Genomic DNA, 20528 nt, shown 5'->3' with positions numbered 1-20528 from the left:
TGACGGGGCCTCACCCACCCCCCGGGTGCGTCCCGAGCGTGGAAGCCCCGGCCCCGGCCCCGGACCCGCCCCCGCCTTCGCCTGCACCTGCGCCCCCGGCCCGGGTCCGGCGTGCGTAGGCGCGGGCCGCGCGTGCGCGGTCGCCGCAGCGGGTCGAGCACCAGTGGCGGCGGCCGTGGCGCAGCAGATAGCGGCCGCAGGGCGGGGAGTCGCAGGCGGTGAGGCGCTCGGCGTCGGGGCCGGTGAGCAGGTCGGCCGCGTCGGCGGCCAGGGTCGCCAGGGCGTGGTCGACGATCTCGGTGGTCGGGTGCGGGGGCGCGCGGTACGGGCCGTTCTTCTCGTCCCACTGGAGCAGCGAGGCGGTGGGCACCTTGGTCATGGCGTCGTTGACGGCCGACAGGGCGGCGGGCAGGGCCGGCAGCGCCTCGACGCGGGAGGCGAGCAACGACCTGATCTGTTCGCGCAGCGACCGCAGTTGTGCCGTGCACATCTCCCGGAGGCCCGCGTCCACGGGGGCGAGACCGCGGTCCGCCAGCCACTGATTCGCCTGCCCCGGTGTGCCGAGGAAGTCGGTGATCCTTCCGCCGGGCGAGGCGATGGCGCTGTTGGCGAAGGCGAGGGCCAGGTGCTGCTCCTCGCCCGGCGCGGGGGGCACGGCTGGTTCGGCGAATCCGGCGGCGGCGTTCACATCCATGGATCTCATGGTACGGCGTGCCCGTATCCGTGAGAGGCGTGCTACGGTCTCTCACGGATAAACCGACTCCATCCGTGAGGTGTTTCTTCTGTGGCTCCTTCAGTGACGACCCGTGAGCAGTTCCCCGTCCGCGTCTTCGGCGGCCCGACCGCTCTCTTCGAGTACGGCGGCCTGCGGTTCCTGACCGACCCCACCTTCGACGCTCCCGGCGACTACCCGGAGCCGGGCGGCCCGGGCCTGACCAAGACCGCCCCTGCCTCCGGCAGCCCGGCCGAACTCGGCCCCGTCGACGTGGTCCTGCTGTCTCACGACGAGCACGCCGACAACCTCGACCGCGCCGGCCGGGCCCTGCTCGCCGAGGTACCGCTGACCCTCACCACCCCCGGTGGCGGCAAGCGGCTCGGCGGCAAGGCCAGGGGGCTGGCCGACTGGGAACCGGTCGAGCTGGACCGCCCCGACGGCGGCACGGTCACCGTGACCGGCGTCCCCGCCATCCACGGCCCCGGTCCGCGCGAGGAGACCGAGGCGATCACCGGACAGGTCGTCGGATTCGTCCTGACCGGAGACGGACTGCCCACCGTGTACGTCAGCGGTGACAACGCCTCCCTCGACGCGGTCAGGGAGATCGCCGAGCGTCTCGGACCGGTGGACGCTGCCGTCCTCTTCGCGGGCGCACCCCGCTTCGCCGGCCTGTTCGACGGAGGCACCCTCGTGCTGGACAGCGCCCAAGCCGCCGAAGCCACGCGGATCCTCGGCGCCCGCCGGGTCGTTCCCGTCCACTACGACAGCTGGACCCACTTCACCGAGGGCCGCGACGAACTCCAGGCCGCCTTCACCGCCGCGGGGCTGGCCGACCGACTGGACTGGGGGCACTCGGGCTGATCGCGGGCACCGCGGCAGCCGGATTCCGTCGTAGGGTGAATGCCGCTCGCGAGGGACGGGAGGCCGAGGTGGCCGAGACGACGCAGCCCGGGGCGACGGTCGCCGAGGTGATGGCCGAGCTGGCCGCGCTCGAGGACCCGAAGGCGCGCGCGGTGAACGAGAGGCACGGTGACGATCACGGTGTGAACCTCGGCAAGCTGCGCGCGCTCGCGAAACGGCTGAAGACACAGCAGGAACTCGCGGTCCGGCTCTGGGAGACGGATGACACCGCGGCGAGACTGCTGGCGATCCTGATCTGCCGCCCGAAGGCGTTCGAGCGTGCTGAACTGGACGTCATGCTGCGCGAGGCGCGCATCCCCAAGGTGCACGACTGGCTCGTGAACTACGTGGTGAAGAAGAGCCCGCACTCCGAGGAGCTGCGCCTGGCCTGGTTCGCCGATCCGGATCCCGTGGTCGCGAGCGCCGGCTGGGCGCTGACCGCCGAACGCGTGGCGAAGAAGCCCGAGGGCCTCGACCTCGCGGGACTGCTCGACGCCATCGAGGCGGAGATGAAGGACGCCCCGGACCGCTTGCAGTGGGCGATGAACCACTGCCTGGCCCAGATCGGGATCGAGCGCGCGGAGTGCCGCAGCCGTGCCATCGGCATCGGCGAACGCCTGGAGGTGCTCAAGGACTATCCGACGTCCCCCGGCTGCACATCCCCGTTCGCGCCCGTCTGGATCACCGAGATGGTGCGCCGGCAGCGCGGCTAGCGCTGTGTGCCGGCGGCTCCCGCCCAGCACGGGGTCTGGGCGGGAGCGGTGCGGTCCCCTCCGGTCGTTCTTCAGCACGAAGGGACCGCTCGTCCTTCCGGACTGGAAGGTGCGACGCCCGGGGAGGCGTCCGCGTTCCATGGTGCGCCTTGCTCCCGGTGTCGCGACGAGAAGTACGTTTCCGCCTCCAAAAGCGTTCGATCCGCCATGTTTTGCACGTGCCTGTGACCGACATGGCTCGGTGCGGCGCGCTGCGGACACAGGGGCACCCGGCTGGCATTGTTCCGTAACTCCATGATCACGTTGAGTGTGCGGCGGTCGACACACCATGCTGACGTCCAACTCCTCCGCAGCGCCTCAGCACCGCCGTGGAAGAGCCTTCCGGACGCCTCGAGTTGAGAGACAAGGTGCGATGTCCAGTAAGCAGGTGTTGACCGTCGTCGTGATGGTGGCGGTCTTCGCGTGGAGCACGGTGATGACCGTGCTGGGGCACCTCGCGGCGGTGGCCGCGCTGCTGCCGTCGCTCGGACTGCTCGTACAGCAGATCGTCGCCGCCCTCCACGCCACGCAGTCCCCGCGCCACACCCCGGTGGACCCCGCCCCGACGGCCATAGCGGCCGGGCCCGAGGAGTCGGTGCGATGACCCCCTTCTCCGCGTACGAGCAGCCCGACGGCGAACCGCCGAGCAGGCGCGGCCGCAAACCGGAGTCGATCGGGGAGCAGGTGGGCCCCTCCCACCGGGCCTGGCTGGAGCCGGTGCGCAACAGGCTCTTCGCCACTGGGCTCACGCTCGACGACCTCGTCGGCCGCTCCGGCTACTCCAAGGCCCGCATCAGCGAACTGCTGCGCGGCAAGGGCTACTACCCCGGCTGGGAGATCACCTACAGCGTGGTCCGGGCCCTGGACATCCCCGTCTGGCCGCTGCGCCGGCTGTGGACGGCGGCGGCACGTGAGGCGGCCAAGGACCCCGCCTGGATCGAGAGCCGCATACACGCCGTCCAGCCGCTGCCGCCGGAACGGCCCCCGCTCGCACATCAGGGCTTCACCGAGGCCATGCGCCACCCCTACACCGCCTACGCCCGCGCCTTCCTGCAGAGCGACCGGCGCGCCCACTGGGTCGTCTCGGAGGCCAGCGACATCCTCTGGCTGGGCTGGGACGACGCCGTCGCCGGCCCCAACGTCCCCCGCCACGCATGGCGGCTGCTGCGCTCCCGCGTCCTGTTACGCGCGCACCTTCACCCGGCCGGACACCCCGATCTGCGCCCGGCGGCGTTCCAGACCGTCGACCAGAGCCGGATCGACGACCTGACGGCCCGCTTCGCCCGCATCGGCCGGCTCGCAGACTTCTTCGACGCCGTCGCCCGGCTGCCCCAGAACCAGCTCGACGTCACCGTCCTGCGCTATCTGTGCGGCATCCACCCCGACGCCATCCCCGACGTCGTCGGCCTGTCCACGGCCATCACCCAGTCCATCGACCACCACGCCCGAGGCGCCCTGGAAGGCACCTACCACCGCCATGACAACCGGGAGTGAGCACCCCGCCATGACCGCCATCGACGATCTCCTCTCCCGCTCGCTCCTGCTGCACGACCCCCACGTGCCGTCGGACACCGTCCCGTACGAGGACACCGCCTACCCGGCCTTCGCCCCGGACGGCACCCCGCTGTGGGACGTCGTCGGGGGCGACCTGGCCGACGACAACGCCGCCCGGAGCCTGCGGGCCCTGTGCGAGGCCGTCGTCGTCCACTCCACCCCCGGCCAGCTCGCCGACTTCGTCACCGAACAGCTGCCCTCCCCGCGAGGCGCCTGGATCCTGGGCTGCGTCCTGCAACTGGCCGACGAGCGGGACGGTGCGCGCTTCTGGTGGCAGTACGCCGCCGGGGCCGGTGAACCCGCCGCCTCCTACTGCCTCCACCTGCATCACCTCGCGCTCGGCGACAGGCAGGCGGCCGCCCTGTGGCACAAGCAGGCCGGCGACGACGCACCGGCCGACAGCGGCCTCGGTGTCGACACCAGCATTCCCACGGTCCTGCGCATCCTCAGCCGACTGGCCCCGACCGCCCCACGTGACCGCACCGAGGCGTTCACCGCGGTCAAGTCCTACGTCACCAACGCCGTCGCCGCCGGATACGCCCGCAACCCCGGCTACGAAATCCCGCTCCCCGGCCCACACTTCGCCGAACAGCTCGAGATCATCCTGGCCGCCACGTCAGCGGTCTCCCGGTCCGTGCGGCAGGCCGAGCCGCAAGCCGCCGGTCTGCCCAACCGCATCAGGCCGCGAGCCGACGCCGGGGACCGCTCCGGCGAGTCCGCGCACGAGCCGGAACGGGTCCTGGTGGAGACCGCCGCACGCGACGAGTCCGCCTCCAGCTTCTTCCGGGAAGCCCTCGCGGCCTGCTGGGAAACGGCCGTCGCGGACCGTACGGCCAGGGGAGCCGACCGTCGTGATGTGCGGCTGCGCTACCTCCTGGACCGCCGGCCCACCGAACCTACTTCGTGGCGCTGAGCGTCTGTGTCGCCAGAGCCAGGTTCTTGTCCTCGGCGCTGCCCCAGGCGTAGACGACATTGGCCGTCCCGTCCTTGAGGGGCAGGTCGGCCGGGCCGATGGCCACGGTGTCCGTGCCGGCGAGCACGACATCGGCACTCACGGTGCCCGCCGCGACCTCGGCGGTGTCCTCCTTGGGGTTCTCAAGTCCGGTGAAGAGCGGCTGCCCGTTCGCGCGGACGTCGACCGCCGGGGCTGCGGCGACGTGACGCACCGTGAGACGTGCCTTGCCGTCATCGACCTGCGCGACATCGTTGGTGAAGGCCGTCAGCTGGGGTTCGCCGGCGGCGGTGAGGTGGGCGGCGATCGTGGCGTTACCGCCCTCGGGCACCTTGATCTCCTTCTGGAGGGCGGGTGTGCCGTCCGGGTTCTGGTCCGCTTCGAAGATCTGTATGTCGTAGGTCCCGGCTTTGAGGGCCTGCGGATCGGTCACCGTGCCGGGCTTGAAGTCGCCGAGCAGTTCGTCGCCATTGGCGTAGACATCGACGGTCATCCCGGGGATGCCGTGGAAGACGGACACCATGGCCTCGTTCTGAGAGGCGGCACCCGCCATGGCGGGTGCCGTGGCGCCCAGGGCCAGGGCGCAGGCGGCGGCCGACGCGGCGACAGCGAGAGAGGTCCGGGAAGTCATGGGGGTCATCCCTTCGAATGGGCTCCGCACGTTGCGGGGTCTCGCTGTCGTTTCGCGCAGGGCGACCGCCGCGGATGCGGGGGCGGCACCTTTCGTCGGTGGCTTCGTCCGGCTTTCGCCGGTGGGCCCGGTGACGCGCCTAGACGCCCGTCCAGCGGACCTGGCCCGGTTCGATCGCCCTGCGCAGCCGCTGCAGGCCGCGGCGGGCGTGGCTCTTCACCGTGCCCAGGGGCATTCCGGTCCGTTCCGCGATCTGGGCCTGGGTCAGGTCCTCGTAGAAGGCCAGGCACAGCACGTGCCGCTGGTGCCATGGCAGACAGGACAACTCGTGCACCAGCAGGACCCGGTCCAGGACGTCCTCTGCCGCCGACTCGTCCCGTCCGAGCGTGTCGTCCGTGTGGGCGAGCGAATCGGCGAGAGCCAGCCGTCTGGTCCGGGCGGCCAGCGCGTCGACGATCTTGCGCCGGGTGATGCCCACGAGCCAGGCGCCCAGCGGGCCCCGCTCCGGGCGGAAGCCGGCCTGACCGCGCCAGGCGCCCAGGAACACCTGCTGGGTGACGTCGTCGGCCTCGTGCGTGTCGCCGAGCGACCGGGTGGCCATGGTGTGGACCAGGGGCGCCCAGCGCCGGTAGACCGCGGCGAACGCGTCCTCGTCGGCGGCACGGAAGCCATGGGCCAGCTCGTCCTCGTACCGGGTTTCTTCTCGGGTGTCGATGGTCATGGCCTGGTTCCTCCTGCCATGCGCGATGTGCGGCCGTCCGCACACGTCCCAGTCTTGTGACGCACAAACGACGCAGGCAACATGCGTCGTTTGTGCGTCGTACAGTGAGGCCCGTGACCAGAGGTGACGGCGACAGCCGGCACGACGAGGACCCGCGGCGCGGCGGGCTCACCACCGGAGAGGTGGCGAGACGCTTCGGGGTGGCGCCCACCACGGTCCGCTCCTGGGACCGCCGCTACGGCATCGGTCCCGACGCGCACACCGGCGGCAGGCACCGGCGCTGGACCGCCGGGGACGTGGCCCGCCTGGAGCGGATGTGCGCCCTGACGGCCACCGGTCTGCCCCCTGCCGAGGCCGCGCGCATGGCGCTCGGTGATACGCCGCCGGACGCGGCCCCGGCCACACGCGTGCATCTCCCGCCACCGCCACCGCCACCGCCACCGCCACCGCCGCCCCGCGGCCGCAGCCGGGCAGGGAGCGGCATGCGGCTCGGAGATGTGCGCAAGGAGTCCAGGGGGATCGCCCGTGCCGCCCTGCGTCTCGACGCCGCCGCTCTGGACGAACTGCTGCTGGCGGCCATCGCCGACCACGGACTGGTCACCGCCTGGACCGAGGTGATCATGCCGACCCTGCAGGCGACCGGCCGCAAGTGGGAGAGCTCGGGGGAGAAGTACGTAGAGGTGGAGCACTTCCTGTCGTGGCACGTCTCCGGGGCGCTGAGGCGCAGCGCGCCACCCGTGGTCGCCGACGGCCCCGGCATCACCACGGTGCTCGCCTGCGTACCGGGGGAGAACCACACCCTGCCGCTGGAGGTGCTGTCCGCCGCACTGGCCGAACGCGGATTGCCGGTACGCATGTTCGGTGCCGCGCTGCCCGTCGAATCGGTCGTCGCGGCGGTGCGCCGGACCGGCCCGGCCGCGGTGGGCCTGTGGGCGCAGTCCCGCACCACGGCCAGCCGGCCGCTGGCTCAGCACGTGGCGGCGATGGAATGGGGGGTGCGCGGTGCCCGCAGGAAGCCGGTCGTCCTGACCCTGGGCCCGGGCTGGGCCGGTCAGACCCTTGCCGGGCTGCCTCATCCTCCCGGTCTGGCCGAGGCCCTCGCGGTGCTGGAGTCGGTCGTGTCAGGGCGGTGAGTCACCCCGGGCCCGCTCCTGGCGACGCACGTCGGCGAGGTCGACGAGCCGGTCCAGGCCGCGCACCGCCTGTGCCATGCGGTGGTTGTGCTCCAGCCCGGAGCGGTGCCGGTCGAGGAAGGACCAGTAGCCCGCGGTGTAGGGGCAGGCGTGTGCGCCGGTCCGCTCCGCGGGCCGGTAGACGCACGAGCCGCACAGGTCGCTCATCCGGTTCACATAGGCGCCGCCGGACGTGTACGGCTTGGTGGTCATCCGGCCGCCGTCGGCGTACTGGGACATGCCGACGACATTGGGCACCATCACCCAGTCGTAGCCGTCGACGAAACAGCGGTGGAACCAGTCCGTGACCGCGGCCGGATCCCAGCCCCGCTGGAGCGCGTAGCTGCCGAGGATCATCAGCCGGGGGATGTGGTGGGTCCAGCCCGTGTCGCGTACCTGGGACAGCACCGTGCGCAGACAGCGCGCCTCCACGTCGTCCGCGTCCAGGTCGTTCCACCAGTTGGGCAACGGGGCGGTGTGGCGCAGTGCGTTGGAGTTCCGGTAGTCCTCGCCGAAGTACCAGTACAGCTGCCACACGTACTCGCGCCAGCCGGCGATCTGCCGCACGAAGCCCTCCACGCTGTTCAACGGCGCCCGCCCCTCGCGCCACGCCGTTTCGGCCCGTTCGACGCACTCGGCGGGGTCGAGCAGGCCCAGGTTGAGCGAGGACGACAGCAGGCTGTGGCTCATGACGGGGTCGGCGGCGAGCATGGCGTCCTCGTACGGGCCGAACGCGGTGAGCCGGCGCTCGACGAAGCGCCGCAGTGCCGCCCGGGCCTCGGCGCGGGTCGCGGGGAACAGGCGTGGCCCGTCCCGCCCGACGAAGCGCACGTCGCCGTCCTTCTCCCAGCGGTCGAGGTCGTGGCGGACCTCCTCGTCGATGCCGTCCTCGCGCGGCCGGTAGGGACGGTCGACCGGCAGGGCGGCCGCGTCACGGGGCGGCGGCTGCCGGTTGTCGTGATCGAGGTTCCACCGGCCTCCCACGGGCCGGTCACCGTCCATCAGCAGGTCGTGTCCGCGCCTGACCCAGCGGTAGAAGCTCTCCTGCCGCACGCTCCCGCCGCCCTGACCGTCGGCCCACGCGGCGAAGTCGTCCATGGGCACCAGGAATCCGCGCGCCGGGCCCGTCGTGACCTGCGGCAGCGAGCGCACCAGCCGCAGCGCGGCGTACGAGGTCGGGTGGTGAACGGTCAGGGCCCGTCCGCGCGCCGCCCGGGCGAGCCCTTCGCGGTAGGTGCCACTGCGAATGTAGGTGACGCGGTCGCCGAGTTCGGCAGCCCGGTGACGCATGGCGGACAGCACCAGGTGCGCCTTGGCACGGTGGAAGCGCCGGCGCCGGAACACCGACCGGGCCTCGATCATCAGCAGCGGTGTGTCCCGGGTGAGACCGCTGTCCTCCGACGGCCGCAGGAAACGCGGACCCAGCTGATCACCGAAGAGCCAGTGCATGCGGCGCTCCCGCCGTCAGTCCCGGCCGCGCGCGTGCTTGAACCGTGCCAGGCCCTCACCGAGATCGATGAGCGGCTGCGGGTAGTCCACCCGCGCCCGTTCCTCTTCGGGCAGCCGCCAGGGCTCATGGATGCGGGCATCGGGCACGTCCGACAGTTCCGGCACCCACCGCCGTACGTATCCGCCCGCCGGGTCGAAGCGCTTGCCCTGGACGACCGGGTTGAGGACGCGGTGGGGGCGGGTGTCGGTGCCGGTCCCGGCGACCCACTGCCAGTTGAGCTGGTTGTTGACGATGTCGCCGTCCACCAGCAGGTCCAGGAAGTGCCGGGCGCCGATCCGCCAGTCCACGTACAGGGTCTTGACCAGGAAGCTCGCCACCAGCAGCCGCGCCCGGTTGTGCATCCACCCCTCGTGGCGCAGCTGGCGCATGGCCGCGTCGACGACCGGGTAGCCGGTGCGGCCCTCCCGCCACGCGGCGATGTCCTCGGCTGCCTCGTCCTCGGACCGCCACCGGTCGTGCCGCGTCCGGTAGTCCTGACCGGAGGCGTCGGGGCGGGCCGCCAGCACCTGGTGGTGGAAGTCGCGCCAGCACAGCTGCCGTACGAACGCCTCCACGCCCGGTCCGCCGCGTTCGCGGGCCCGCTGGACCAGCTCCACCGGCGACAGGGCACCGAAGTGCAGATACGGCGAGAGCCTGGAGGTCGCGTCGCCCGCCAGGTCGTCGTGCCGGTCCTCGTACTCGGAAAGGCCGCTGCGGGCCCACCGGTCGAACCGGTCGCGCCCGGGTGTCTCGCCCCCACTGGGCAGGCCCGGCGAGATGCCGGACAGCTCCTCCCGGGAGGGCAGCGGCTCGCCCCGCACGGCGTCGGGGACGCGGACGACGCGCGGCGCGGGGCAGACGTCCCTCAGCCGCTCCAGCGACCACCGGCGGAAGTAGGGGGTGAACACGGCGAAGTGGTCGTTGCCCGCGGGCGTCACGGCGCCGGGCGCGACGGCCGTGATCACGCTGTCGTGCACGTGCAGCGCCACGCCCTGCCCGCGCAGCGCGTCCCGCAACTGCTCCTCCCGCCGGTGGGCGTAGCCGGTGACGCCCGCCGCGATGTGCACCTCCGTCGCCTCGCACTGCGCGGCCACCGCGCAGACCTCCTGGACGACCGGCCCCTTGCGCACGACGAGCCGGCCGCCGCACCGGCGCAGCGAGGCGTCGAGGTCGGCCAGGCAGTCGGCGAGGAAGGCGCTGCGGTTGGGCACGTCGAAGCCCGCCGCGTGGACACCCGGGTCGCGGACGAAGAGAGGCACCACCTCGTCCGCCCACGCCAGTGCGGCGCGCAGCGGCGGATGGTCGTGCACCCGCAGATCCGAGGTGAACAAGACGACCGCGACGGTCATGGCGATTCTCCCGAGGGTGCCGTGCGATGTGGATCGCGATGTGGATCTCTACTGCCTGACTTTTCGGTCGCGGCGCGTGATCCGGATGCGGCCGGGACGCGGACCCGCCCGGCGCGCGCTCATGCCCTTGGCGGCGGCCTGGGTGATGTTGCGGGCCATGCCGCCGAAGACGACGGCGTGAAACGGGGCGAGGGACCACCAGTAGGCGTGACCCAGCAGACCCCGGGGATGGAAGAGGGCGCGCTGCCGGTAGCGCGTACGGCCCGCGTCGTCCGTCTCCGCGTACATCTCCAGCCACGCCAGGCCGGGCAGGCGCATCTCGGCCCGCAGTCGCAGCAGGCGGCCCGGCTCGATCTCCTCGACCCGCCAGAAGTCCAGTGAGTCGCCGGCCCGCAGGCGCTCGGCGTCACGTCGTCCGCGGCGCAGACCGACACCGCCGACGAAGCGGTCCAGCCAGCCGCGGACCGTCCAGGCGAGCGGGAAGGAGTACCAGCCGTTGTCGCCGCCGATGCCCTCGATCACCTTCCACAGCGATTCCCGGGACGCGTCCACCGGGAGGTGCCGCTCGTCCTCGTAGAGGCTGCCGCCCGCCCAGTCCGGGTCGGTGGGCAGCGGATCGCTGGGCGCCCCGGGCACGGCGGCGGACGACCAGCGGGTGACGACCTGCGCCTCCCGCACCTTGCGCAGCGCCAGTGCCAGCGCCGCGTCGAACGGCAGCGGCCGGCCCGGAAGGTCGGGCACGTACCGGGCGATGTCGTGCTCGCGGCACACGACCTCGTGGCGCAGCGACTCCGTCAGCGGCCGGGCGAGGGCGGCGGGCACCGGGGTGACCAGGCCGACCCAGTGGCTGGACAGCCTCGGGGTGAGCACCGGCACCGGAACGATGAGCCTGCGCCGCAGCCCGGCCACCTTGGCGTACCGGTCCATCATGTCCCGGTAGGTGAGGACATCCGGCCCGCCGATGTCGAACGCACGGTCGACGTCATCCGGCATCGAGGCCGAACCGACCAGGTACCGCAGCACGTCCCGCACGCCGATCGGCTGAGTCCGGGTGTGCACCCAACTGGGTGTGACCATGACCGGCAGCCGCTCGGTCAGATAGCGCAGCATCTCGAAGGACGCCGAACCCGACCCGATGACGACCGCCGCCCGCAACACGGTGGCCGGCACCGGCGCGTCCAGGAAGACGCGTCCCACCTCGGCCCTGGACCGCAGATGCGGAGAGAGGGACTTCTCGGGAACGCCCTCGGGTGTGAGCCCGCCGAGGTACACGATCCGCCGCACACCGGCGGCGCGCGCCTGCTCGGCGAAGACCCGGGCCGCCCTCCGGTCGGTGTCCTCGAAGCCCGGACCGGTGCCCAGGGCGTGCACCAGGTAGTACGCGACGTCGACACCGCGCATCGCGGCGGCGACCGAATCGGCGTCCGTGACATCGCCCCGGACCGTCTCGGCGTGCCCCGCCCAGGGGTGATCGCGAAGCTTGCCGGGGGAGCGGGCCAGGCACCGGACCCGGTAGCCGGCCTGGAGCAGTTCCGGCACCAGACGCCCGCCGATGTACCCGGACGCCCCGGTCACCAGACAATGCGGTGGCTGTGCGTCCCGTTGTCCGTCCGTCTCCACGATCGGCTCCTCCACGCATGCGCTCCGGCGGTGCGGCCTCGTTCCCTCGATCATGGCCGCACCGGCGGGACCGCGCCTGTCGCGGCGGGGCGACCGGCCGCATTCGCTCTCACGCGACCACTTCGGACTCGTCGCGGCCGACGGATGCACGACGCCGCCGACGGATGCCCGACGATGCCGACGGACGCACGACGCCGCCGAGCCGGCGTTCAGCCGGGCGGAGCGTCGGCGCCGGCCGCCTGGTCGGCCCGGCCACCGGCGCCGAGCAGCCCCGTGGCCGTGAACGGCTCGCGGGCGGCGAGACGCGGCAGTTCACGGCGCGACAGCCGCGTGACGACCGGCGGCATCGCCGCCCGCACCAGCTGGGTGTACCGCAGCCAGCGGGGCATGTAGACCGACGGCCGGCGCCGTTCGACCGCCGTGACCAGCCGGCCGGCGACATACGACACGGGGTACACCTTGCGCGCCGGCGCCGGCATGTGGCCGCGCAGTTCCCGCAGCACCGGGTGCGCGTCGGCGTCGCGGACCATGTCCGTGTCCGTCCAGTTGATGTACGCGATGCCCACACCCACGTGCTGATGGGCGACCTCCGCCTGCAGCGCGTGGGCGAACGACTCGACCCCGGCCTTCGACGCGCAGTAGGCGCTCATCATCGGCGCGGCCCCGATGGACGCGAGCGACGCGACCTGGAGGAAGTAGCCCCGCGTCTCCAGGAGGTCCGCCAGGAACGTTCGCGCGGTGACGGCACTGCCGACGAGGTTCACCTCGACGACCCGGCGCCAGACGTCGAGATCGGCCTCGGCGAACGGCCCGCCCTCGGCTACCCCCGCGTTGGCGATCACCACCGAGGGCGGCCCGAACCGCGCACGGATCCCGTCGGCGGCGCGAGCCATCCCGCGCTCGTCCGTGACATCGACCTCCCAGCACTCGGACACACCCCGAAGCCCGTCCCGCACCCGGGCCAGCGTCCGCTCCTCACGGCCGAGCAGCGCCACCCGCGCCCCCCGGCGGCACAGCTCCCGGGCCATCGCCTCCCCGAGGCCGCGCGCCGCACCGGTCACCACGGCGGTCCGGCCGTGCAGGGGACTCCGGGCGACCGGCATGGGACGTTCCTCTCCGCGGCGGCGCTGGCCAGGCCCACGTTAGGCGCGGACCGGGCCGTCGGCACGCCGGGCATCGCGGCCCGGTCGCCGTTCCGGTCAGGATTCGAGAAGCGTGTGTTCCGAAGCCGCTCTAGCGTCGACGGCATGACTTCCATCGCATCCGTCACCCTCGAGGCGTCCGACCCCGCCGCCGCCGAACGCTTCTGCACCACCGCCTTCGGCCTGGGCGGACAGGTACGCCTGCGGGCCTCGCAGGCACCGACCTCCGGCTTCCGCGGGTTCACGCTGTCGCTCGTGATGTCCCAGCCGGCCGACGTCGACGCTCTCGTCGACGCCGCCGTGAACGCCGGTGCCGAGACCCTGAAACCCGCCGCCAAGTCGCTCTGGGGCTACGGGGGCGTCGTACAGGCCCCCGATGGGACGCTCTGGCAGGTGGTCTCGTCGTCGAAGAAGAACACCGGCCCGGCCTCCCGGCAGATCGACGAGATCGTGCTCCTGCTCGGCGTGGAGGACGTGAAGGCCAGCAAGCGGTTCTACGTCGATCACGGCCTCGCCGTGGCGAAGAGCTTCGGCGGCAAGTACGTCGAGTTCGCCACCGGGCCGGGTCCGGTCAAGCTGGCGCTCTACAAGCGCGGGGGCCTGGCCAAGCTCGTCGGCATCTCACCCGACGGCACCGGCTCGCACCGCCTCACGGTCGACAGCGACGCCGGGACCTTCACCGACCCGGACGGATTCGCCTGGGCGACGGCGTCGGAGAACGCCTCGCTGTGAACCTGGTGCCGTCCGGGTGGTCCGCGGCCCTCGGTCACCGGGCCGCGGGATTCGTACGGGGTGTGCGCGGGGTGCGGGCCGCCAGTTCCAGCAGTTCGTCGACCAACCACTGGTCGTAGACGTGCTCGCCGTACTTGGCGGCGAGGACGCGCCCGCCGGGTGCGATGAGGAAGTCGGCGGGCAGGCCGAGCCGGCCGCCGTGCGGGCTGGTCGAGGGCAGGTGCTCCCGCCCGCGGGCAACCTCCCGTACGCCGCTGAGGACCGCGCGGACGATAGGTCCCCAGGCTCGCGGGCTGAGCAGGGCGCGGGGCGACCGCTCCACACCGAACTCCCTGTACAGCCTCCTGGTGGGATCGGCGACGACGGCGAACGGCAGGTCGGTCGTGTGCGGCGACAGTTCCTCGGCGGGCGAGTGGAAGACCACGACCTCGCGTACACCGGCGGCCTCGATCTCCCCGTGCCGCCGTGTCACCGACCGCAGGTGCAGGTTGCAGACCGGGCAGCCGGCGAACCGCCGCAACTGGAGATGGACCAGCCGGTCGGGGTCGGGAACGGCGACCTCGTCGCCGGCGACAGCGGTGAGCGTGCGTGCGTTCACGGTGGACCCAGGCTTCACCGGACTACGGGACAGGCGCATCGACATTCCCTCTGTTGGCGTACGGCATACGCCTACCAGCGTAGGCGTATGCCGTACGCTGTCAACCGTCATGCCTCGTCCCCGTTCCCTCACGTCTGATCAGCTCGCCTCGGCCGCCCTCGCCGTCATCGACCGCCACGGGCTCGCCGGGCTGTCGATGCGCGCCGTCGCCCAGGAGCTCGGCATGAGCACCATGGGGCTCTACCGGTATGTGCGCGACCGCGAGGAGCTCGAACGGCTCGTCGTCGAGCTCGTACTGAGCGCCGTGGACACCGAGCCGCCGGATCCCGACGCGTCATGGCGCGAGCGGATCGAGGTCATGGCGCGGCGCCTGCGCGGCGCCGTGGGCGCCCATCCGGCGGTCGTCCCCCTGACCATCACCCACCGGCACCGCTCCCTCGGCGGACTTCGCTGGTCGGAGACCGTGACCGCCATCCTCACCGAGGCTGGGATCGAGGGCGACCGTCGGGTCGTCGCCCTGCGCGGCCTGCTCGGCTACATCATCGGAGCGATCCAGCTGGAACACCTCGGGCCCCTGTCCGGACCGGGGACGACAGCCATCACCGAGCTGCCGCCCGACGAGTTCCCCCACATGACCGAAACCGCGCGAGACGCCCGGAACATCAGCGCGGACCAGGGGTTCCTGGGAGGGCTCGCCGTGCTGCTCGACGGCCTCGGGGCATGAGGCCGTCGGGCTGCCGTGCGCGTCAGGCCGCTGTCCTGACCGGCGAGGCCGTCCGGGCCGGCTGCGGTACGACGCGGCGGCGGCGGGTCGGCAGGCCGAGCAGCGGGTTGGCGACGGCCCAGGCCGCGCCCTTGCAGATCAGTTCCTTGTAGACGGCGGCGAGCCGGCCCGTCAGGGCAGCCCGGACGGCGCGGTCGTCGGCGGTGACGTACTGGATCAGGCCTTCCTTGCGGCCCAGCGAGATGCACTGGTTGAAGTAGCGCAGCGGGACGGTGGGGAGCTTCCCGCCGGTCAGACGGGCCGCGATGGCGTCGGCGGCCTGCCATGCCATGGGGGTGCCGGAGGCGCAGGACATCCGCAGCGGCTTGTCGCAGGGGCCCATGGCCAGGGCCGCGTCGCCGATGGCGTACACGTCCGGGTGCGAGACCGAGCGCATCGTTCCGTCGACCAGGATCTGGCCGGTGTCGGTGACGTCCAGGGTGGTGGCCCGCGCGAGCGGGTGGACGGCGAAGCCGGTGGTCCACACGGTGGCGGCGGCGGGGATCGTCTCGCCGTCGGCGGTGATGACGCGGTCGGCCTCGACGCCGGTGACGGAGGAGTTCTCGTGGACCGTGATGCCGAGCTTGCCGCAGACCTTCCGCAGGTGCCGGCGGCCCTTGGGCGAGAGCCAGTCGCCGAGTTCGCCGCGCGCGGCGAGGGCGACGTCGAGGTCCGGGCGGGCCTCGGCGATCTCGGTCGCGGCCTCCAGGCCGGTGAGGCCACCGCCTACCACCACCACCGGCTCTCCGGCATCCAGGCGGGCCAGGCGCTCGCGCAACCGCAGTGCCCCGGGGCGGCCGGCGATCTGGTGGGCGTGCTCGGCGACGCCGGGGACGCCCTGGTCGTTCCAGCCGCTGCCCAGCGCGTACACGAGGGTGTCGTACTCCAGCTCCTCGGTCTCCGGTTCCCCGGGGCGGCTCTCGTCGACGACGGCGACGGTCCCGCGGTCGACGTCGACGCCGGTGACCTTCGCGAGCTTCAGCTCGACACCGGTACCCGCGAACATCTCACCGAAGGGCCGGGGCCTGAGATCCTGGCCCGCCGCGAGCTGATGCATCCGGACCCGCTCGACGAAGTCGGGCTCGGCGTTGACGAGGGTGATGGCGACGTCTTCACGGTGCAGCCGCCTGGCGAGGCGGCCGGCGGCGATGGCTCCGGTGTAGCCGGCTCCGAGGACGACGATGCGGTGCTGCATTTCGGGCTCCTGTCTCGAGCGGGATTCGCCCCTTGAACCGGGCGGCCCGCCGATTCCTGACAGGAACGCGGTGTGAAGCACGTCACATCACCGTCGGCGGTGTCAGAAGACCTTGAGCAGGGGATCGCCGTGGTCGGTGGCCGCCCACTGCCTGGTCGCGCGTTCGAGCTTGTCGGGGTTGACCTGGTTGCGGAACGCGGCGATGCCCTCAGCGGTGATCTCCAGGCACATCACGCCGATGACCCGCCCGTCGAGGACGACCACGAGGGCCGGGTCGCCGTTGGCGGTCGTGGCGTAGACGTCGGGCGATCCGCCGACCAGGTCGCGCTTGGCCTTGCCGGGCTTGAACAGACCCCGCATGAACTTCGCGACCGCGAGGGCACCCTCGAACGCCCTGGCACGGGCCGGGACCTTCCCGCCGCCGTCGCCGACCGCGATGGCGTCCTGGGTGAGCAGCCGCACGAGCGGCTCGGTCCGGCCGCTGGTGGCGGCCGCGAGGAACTCGTCGACGACCCGCCGGGCGGCGGCCTCGTCGACCTCGGTGCGGGCCCTGCCGTCCGCGACGTGCTTCTTGGCACGGTGGAAGATCTGCTGGCCGGCGGCCTCGGTGATGTCGAGGATCCCGGCGATCTCCCGGTGCGGGTAGCCGAACGCCTCCCGCAGGACGTACACCGCCCGCTCGTTGGGTGAGAGGCGCTCCAGCAGGGCGAGGACCGCGTACGAGACCGATTCGCGCTGCTCGGCGGTGTCGGCCGGGCCGAGCATGGGGTCCCCGGCGAGCACCGGCTCGGGGAGCCACTGGCCCACGTAGGTCTCGCGCCGAGCGCGGGCCGAGGTGAGCTGGTTGAGGCACAGGTTGGTGAGCGCCTTCGTCAGCCAGGCCTCGGGGACCTCGACGCGGTCGATGTCCGCGGCCTGCCAGCGCAGGAAGGTCTCCTGCACGGCGTCCTCGGCCTCGCTCGCGGAACCGAGGAGACGGTAGGCGATGGCCTCCAGGCGGGGCCTGGCAGCTTCGAACCGGTCCACGTCGTTCATGGTCAGGGCCATGACCGGGATCTTAGCCCGCGCGTGGCCGCTGAGGGACGGGACCGGGGCGGCGTCGCCAGGCCCGCCCTCCGGGCTGACGACAGGACTTTGCGGACAGGCCCTCAGCCGTGCAGTTCGCGATACGCGGCGACCGCCCCCGGATGCAGTGGGACGGCGCCCGTGGAGATCAGGCTGCGGGCGTCGAGGAACTGTGTGCCGAGGGCCGGGGCCGGGACCAGGCGGGTGGCGCGGCGGACCAGGACGTGGGTGAGAGCGGCGGCGACGGGGGCAGGGAGGTCGGGCCGGCAGAGCAGGAGGTTGGCGACGCCGATGGTCGGGACCTCGGGGGTCTTCCGGTAGGCCCCGGCCGGCACCGACACCGCTTCCAGACCCGACCCCGCCGGGCCCAGGCCTGCCCGCAGCCTGGGCAGCAGGCCGGACAGGGGCAGCAGGCGGATACCGGGGTGCGTGTCGAGCCCGGACAACACGGGGAGCGGAACGCCCCCGGCGACCAGCAGGGCGTCGATCGTTCCGGCCCGCATCGCGCGCGCAGCCTCCGGCATCAGCAGATGCCGGACCCGTACGTCGGTGCCGGGGATCAGGCCCGCGACACGCAGCAGCCGGTCGCCGAGCACCGCCCCGCCGGACGCGGCCGCGCCCAGCGAGACGGTACGGCCGGCCAGGTCGGTCACCGTGCGGATCGGCGCGTCCGAGCGCACGGCCAGCTGGACGTAGTTCTCGTAGACCCGGCCGATCGCGCGCAGCGGGACGCGGCGGCCGAAGGGGGCGGTCCCGCCGTACGCCGCCCACGCGATGTCCGACAGGGCCGGCGCCACATCGGCCCGTCGGGCCCGGAGCAGCCGTACGTTGTCCACGCTGCCCTCGCTGTTGACCACCTCGCAGGACAGTCGCGGGTAGACGGCCGCGACCTGGGCGGCGAGCAGTCGGCCGAAAGCGGCGTAGAAGCCGTCGGTCTCGCCGGTCGCGATCCGCAGCTCTCCCTGCGGGCCGTTGTCCGCGCGGCGCGTGTCGGCCGCCGCCGAGCCTGCGAGCAGTCCGGTGCCCGCCGCGCCGAGCGCGGCGCGCAGGGCGGTGCGGCGGGTCGTGGCGTGGCCGGGGCCGGTCATACGGTGCGCCCCTTCGGGAGCACGACCCAAACGCGCAGGCCGTGCGGTTCGGCCGCCGTGAATTCGACGCGTCCGGCGTGACCGGCCACCAGCCGCTCGGCGATCGCCAGCCCGAGGCCGCTGCCGCGTACCTCACGGTGCCGTTCCGAGCGCCAGAAACGGGTGCCCGCCCGGGGGAGTTCGGCGGTCGCGAGGCCCGGCCCGTCGTCCCGTACCTCGAGCACCGCGTCCGGGCCCTCGGTGAGGCAGCGTGTCTCCACACGCGCGCCGCTCCCCGCGTACTTGATCGCGTTGTCGAGGAGGATGCCGGCCACCTGGGCCAGCTCTCCCTCCGGACAGGCCATGAGGACGGCGGGGCCGGTGACGAACTCCAAGCGGACTCCGGCCTGTTCGGCCACCGGCTGCCACAACCGGGCCTGGGCCGCGGCGACCGCCGTCGCGTCGCAGCACGACTCGTGTACGTCCGTGACGGCCAGTTCGCCCGCGCGGTGCTCGGCGTTCGCCAGGGTGAGCAGATCGTCGAGGAGATGCTCCATGCGTTCGAGTTCGGCCGTCACCCCCGTGTAGGTGCGGGTGGCGGAGGTGCGCAGATGCGGCTGGAGCGAGTCGATGCGCAGCCGCAGGGCGGCCAGGGGGTTGCGCAGCTGGTGCGAGGTGTCGGCGACGAGCCGGCGCTGCTGTTCCAGCGCGGTGGTGACCCCGTCGGCCATGCGGTTGAAGCCGGTGGCCAGCTGGCGCAGCTCCGGCGGGCCGCCGGCCCGCGCGTGCTCGGGCGGCAGCCCGGCGGCCAGGGTGCCGACCGCGCGGTCCAGACGGTGCAGCGGCCGTACGACCCACTGCGTGGCCCGGCGGGCGAGCAGCACACAGGCCACGGCCAACAGCCCGGCGCCGGCCAGGACCAGCGCCCAGCGCAGGGCGATGTCGTCCGCCGCGACCCGCACCGAGGCGCGCAGCACCACGGCGCCGGACACCCTGGTGCCGGTGCCCACGGGACGGGCGAGCAGCCGGTCGGCCCGGGACCAGGGCCGCAGCGTCCCGCCGGGGGAGACGGGCTGGTTGCGCAGCGCCGCGTCGACGAGCCGGGCGACGGCCGGGTCGGCGGCGCGCAGGCCGCCCGTCTGCACCACCGGGGCGCGGCGGGCGTCCACGACCACGACGGCCTCGCCGTACAGCTCGGTGTAGCGGCGTACGTCGGCGATGAGCGCGCCGGTGTCGTCGCTCTCGGCGGCCTGCTCGGCCAGCCCGGCGAACCGGTCGAGGTCGGCGGTGCGCGCCGAGACGAGCTGCTGGGTGCGCTGCGCCGAGGTGACGGCCAGCAGCGGGACGGCGAATCCGGCCACGGCGAGGACCACGAAGGCCAGGACCACGGTGAGGACGCGGGTGCGCATGAACAGGCCTGCCGTGAGAGACCCGGCTCAGTCGCCGAAGCGGTAGCCGAAGCCGCGGATGGTGGTCAGCACCTCGGGGCGGCCGAGCTTGGCCCGCACCTGGGTGAGGTGCACGTCGAGCGAGCGGGACACGGCGAGGAAGGCGTCGCCCCACACCTCGTCCATCAGCTGCTGGCGGCTGACCGCCGTGCCGGCCCGGGCCGCCAGCGCGGCGAGGACCTCGAACTCCTTGGTGGTCAGCCGCACCTCCGCGCCGCCGACCGTCACCCGGCGCGCGTCGAGGTCGACCTCGACGTCGGCGACGCGGACGGTGCGCGACGCCGGTGCGGCGGGTGTCGTGGCGCGGCGGGTGACGGCCTCGATACGGGCCAGCAGCTCGGCCAGCCGGACCGGCTTGACCAGGTAGTCGTCGGCGCCCAGCCGCAGGCCGCGCACCACCGACCGTTCGTCGCCCCGCGCGGTGAGCACCACCACCGGCAGGGGGCTGACCGCGCGCAGCTTGCGCAGCACCTCCAGACCGTCCAGGTCGGGCAGGCCGAGGTCGAGCAGCAGCAGGTCCGCCTGCCGGTGGCGGGCGAGGACGTCCTCGCCGCGCCTGACCCTGGCCGGCTCGTGGCCGTTGTCGTACAGGGCCTCGGTCAGCGCGCCCGCCACACCGTCGTCGTCCTCGGCCAGCAGCACCCGCACGGTCGCCTCCTTCCC

The 20528-nt window shown here is 73.0% G+C and carries 21 protein-coding genes; 8 read left to right on the top strand and 13 right to left on the bottom strand.

The genetic code is table 11. From position 1 onward, the window contains the following. Positions 1 to 10: 10 nt before the first annotated feature. Positions 11 to 694: a CGNR zinc finger domain-containing protein gene (locus ACQEV8_RS05950; RefSeq protein ID WP_432957972.1), complete on the bottom strand. Its 684-nt coding sequence runs from the start codon at positions 692 to 694 to the stop codon at positions 11 to 13. A 90-nt stretch (positions 695 to 784) separates the two neighbouring features. Here ACQEV8_RS05950 and ACQEV8_RS05945 point away from each other — a divergent pair, with 90 nt between their 5' ends. The 5 genes from ACQEV8_RS05945 to ACQEV8_RS05925 all read left to right on the top strand — a co-directional run bounded on the left by ACQEV8_RS05945 (position 785) and on the right by ACQEV8_RS05925 (position 4834). Next, entirely contained in the window at positions 785 to 1576 is a 792-nt protein-coding gene (locus tag ACQEV8_RS05945; protein ID WP_432957970.1) for an MBL fold metallo-hydrolase, read from the top strand. A gap of 110 nt (positions 1577 to 1686) precedes the next feature. After that, positions 1687 to 2328, top strand: a complete 642-nt coding sequence (locus tag ACQEV8_RS05940; protein WP_432972458.1) for a DNA alkylation repair protein — start codon at positions 1687 to 1689, stop codon at positions 2326 to 2328. A 412-nt stretch (positions 2329 to 2740) separates the two neighbouring features. Then, a complete protein-coding gene (locus ACQEV8_RS05935) occupies positions 2741 to 2971 on the top strand; it encodes a hypothetical protein (RefSeq protein ID WP_432957968.1) in 231 nt (76 codons plus the stop codon). Then, positions 2968 to 3861: an XRE family transcriptional regulator gene (locus tag ACQEV8_RS05930; RefSeq protein WP_432957966.1), complete on the top strand. Its 894-nt coding sequence runs from the start codon at positions 2968 to 2970 to the stop codon at positions 3859 to 3861. The genes ACQEV8_RS05935 and ACQEV8_RS05930 overlap by 4 nt, the downstream gene beginning before the upstream one ends. A 10-nt stretch (positions 3862 to 3871) precedes the next feature. Next, a complete protein-coding gene (locus tag ACQEV8_RS05925; protein ID WP_432957965.1) occupies positions 3872 to 4834 on the top strand; it encodes a DUF6207 family protein in 963 nt (320 codons plus the stop codon). Here the strand turns inward: ACQEV8_RS05925 and ACQEV8_RS05920 are convergent. After that, complete coding sequence (locus ACQEV8_RS05920) at positions 4818 to 5504, bottom strand: DUF4397 domain-containing protein (protein ID WP_432957963.1); 687 nt, start codon at positions 5502 to 5504, stop codon at positions 4818 to 4820. The genes ACQEV8_RS05925 and ACQEV8_RS05920 overlap by 17 nt on opposite strands. A gap of 139 nt (positions 5505 to 5643) precedes the next feature. Beyond that, complete coding sequence (locus ACQEV8_RS05915; protein WP_432957961.1) at positions 5644 to 6225, bottom strand: RNA polymerase sigma factor; 582 nt, start codon at positions 6223 to 6225, stop codon at positions 5644 to 5646. Between the two features lie 113 nt (positions 6226 to 6338). Here ACQEV8_RS05915 and ACQEV8_RS05910 point away from each other — a divergent pair, with 113 nt between their 5' ends. Further along, the gene (locus ACQEV8_RS05910; RefSeq protein ID WP_432957959.1) at positions 6339 to 7358 is read left to right on the top strand and encodes a MerR family transcriptional regulator; all 1020 of its coding nucleotides are present in this window, start codon (positions 6339 to 6341) and stop codon (positions 7356 to 7358) included. Here the strand turns inward: ACQEV8_RS05910 and ACQEV8_RS05905 are convergent. The 4 genes from ACQEV8_RS05905 to ACQEV8_RS05890 all read right to left on the bottom strand — a co-directional run bounded on the left by ACQEV8_RS05905 (position 7347) and on the right by ACQEV8_RS05890 (position 12958). Beyond that, positions 7347 to 8846, bottom strand: a complete 1500-nt coding sequence (locus ACQEV8_RS05905; RefSeq protein ID WP_432957958.1) for a cryptochrome/photolyase family protein — start codon at positions 8844 to 8846, stop codon at positions 7347 to 7349. The genes ACQEV8_RS05910 and ACQEV8_RS05905 overlap by 12 nt on opposite strands. Before the next feature lie 15 nt (positions 8847 to 8861). Further along, positions 8862 to 10235: a cryptochrome/photolyase family protein gene (locus ACQEV8_RS05900; RefSeq protein WP_432957956.1), complete on the bottom strand. Its 1374-nt coding sequence runs from the start codon at positions 10233 to 10235 to the stop codon at positions 8862 to 8864. A gap of 48 nt (positions 10236 to 10283) precedes the next feature. Then, entirely contained in the window at positions 10284 to 11855 is a 1572-nt protein-coding gene (locus tag ACQEV8_RS05895) for an SDR family oxidoreductase (protein ID WP_432972455.1), read from the bottom strand. 209 nt (positions 11856 to 12064) lie between these two features. Then, positions 12065 to 12958, bottom strand: coding sequence for an SDR family oxidoreductase (locus tag ACQEV8_RS05890; RefSeq protein ID WP_432957954.1), 894 nt, complete (start codon positions 12956 to 12958; stop codon positions 12065 to 12067). Positions 12959 to 13102: 144 nt separating this feature from the next. On the opposite strand from ACQEV8_RS05890, the gene ACQEV8_RS05885 reads away from it, so the two are divergent. Then, a complete protein-coding gene (locus tag ACQEV8_RS05885) occupies positions 13103 to 13729 on the top strand; it encodes a glyoxalase (protein WP_432957953.1) in 627 nt (208 codons plus the stop codon). Positions 13730 to 13763: 34 nt separating this feature from the next. Here ACQEV8_RS05885 and ACQEV8_RS05880 read toward each other — a convergent pair whose 3' ends face one another. Next, positions 13764 to 14372 (bottom strand): peroxiredoxin-like family protein, encoded by a 609-nt coding sequence (locus ACQEV8_RS05880; RefSeq protein WP_432957951.1) that lies wholly within the window; start codon positions 14370 to 14372, stop codon positions 13764 to 13766. A 64-nt stretch (positions 14373 to 14436) separates the two neighbouring features. Between ACQEV8_RS05880 and ACQEV8_RS05875 the strand changes: the two genes are divergently transcribed. Beyond that, on the top strand, positions 14437 to 15051 hold the full coding sequence (locus ACQEV8_RS05875) for a TetR/AcrR family transcriptional regulator (protein WP_432957949.1): 615 nt from the start codon (positions 14437 to 14439) through the stop codon (positions 15049 to 15051). 22 nt (positions 15052 to 15073) lie between these two features. Here ACQEV8_RS05875 and ACQEV8_RS05870 read toward each other — a convergent pair whose 3' ends face one another. The 5 genes from ACQEV8_RS05870 to ACQEV8_RS05850 form a co-directional block, all read right to left on the bottom strand. Continuing rightward, positions 15074 to 16285 carry an NAD(P)/FAD-dependent oxidoreductase gene (locus ACQEV8_RS05870; protein ID WP_432957948.1) on the bottom strand — a complete coding sequence of 404 codons (1212 nt, stop codon included), beginning with the start codon at positions 16283 to 16285 and terminating at the stop codon, positions 15074 to 15076. A gap of 102 nt (positions 16286 to 16387) precedes the next feature. Beyond that, complete coding sequence (locus ACQEV8_RS05865) at positions 16388 to 17332, bottom strand: RNA polymerase sigma-70 factor (RefSeq protein WP_432957946.1); 945 nt, start codon at positions 17330 to 17332, stop codon at positions 16388 to 16390. Between the two features lie 101 nt (positions 17333 to 17433). Continuing rightward, positions 17434 to 18438 carry a TAXI family TRAP transporter solute-binding subunit gene (locus ACQEV8_RS05860; RefSeq protein ID WP_432957944.1) on the bottom strand — a complete coding sequence of 335 codons (1005 nt, stop codon included), beginning with the start codon at positions 18436 to 18438 and terminating at the stop codon, positions 17434 to 17436. Then, complete coding sequence (locus ACQEV8_RS05855; RefSeq protein WP_432957943.1) at positions 18435 to 19826, bottom strand: sensor histidine kinase; 1392 nt, start codon at positions 19824 to 19826, stop codon at positions 18435 to 18437. The genes ACQEV8_RS05860 and ACQEV8_RS05855 overlap by 4 nt, the downstream gene beginning before the upstream one ends. A 27-nt stretch (positions 19827 to 19853) precedes the next feature. After that, positions 19854 to 20513 (bottom strand): response regulator transcription factor, encoded by a 660-nt coding sequence (locus ACQEV8_RS05850; RefSeq protein WP_432957941.1) that lies wholly within the window; start codon positions 20511 to 20513, stop codon positions 19854 to 19856. Between the last annotated feature and the right edge of the window lie 15 nt (positions 20514 to 20528).

Source organism: Streptomyces sp. CA-179760 (assembly GCF_050937045.1).
In the GTDB taxonomy this organism is placed as follows: Bacteria; Actinomycetota; Actinomycetes; order Streptomycetales; family Streptomycetaceae; genus Streptomyces.
This window is presented reverse-complemented; position numbering and strand designations above follow the sequence as displayed.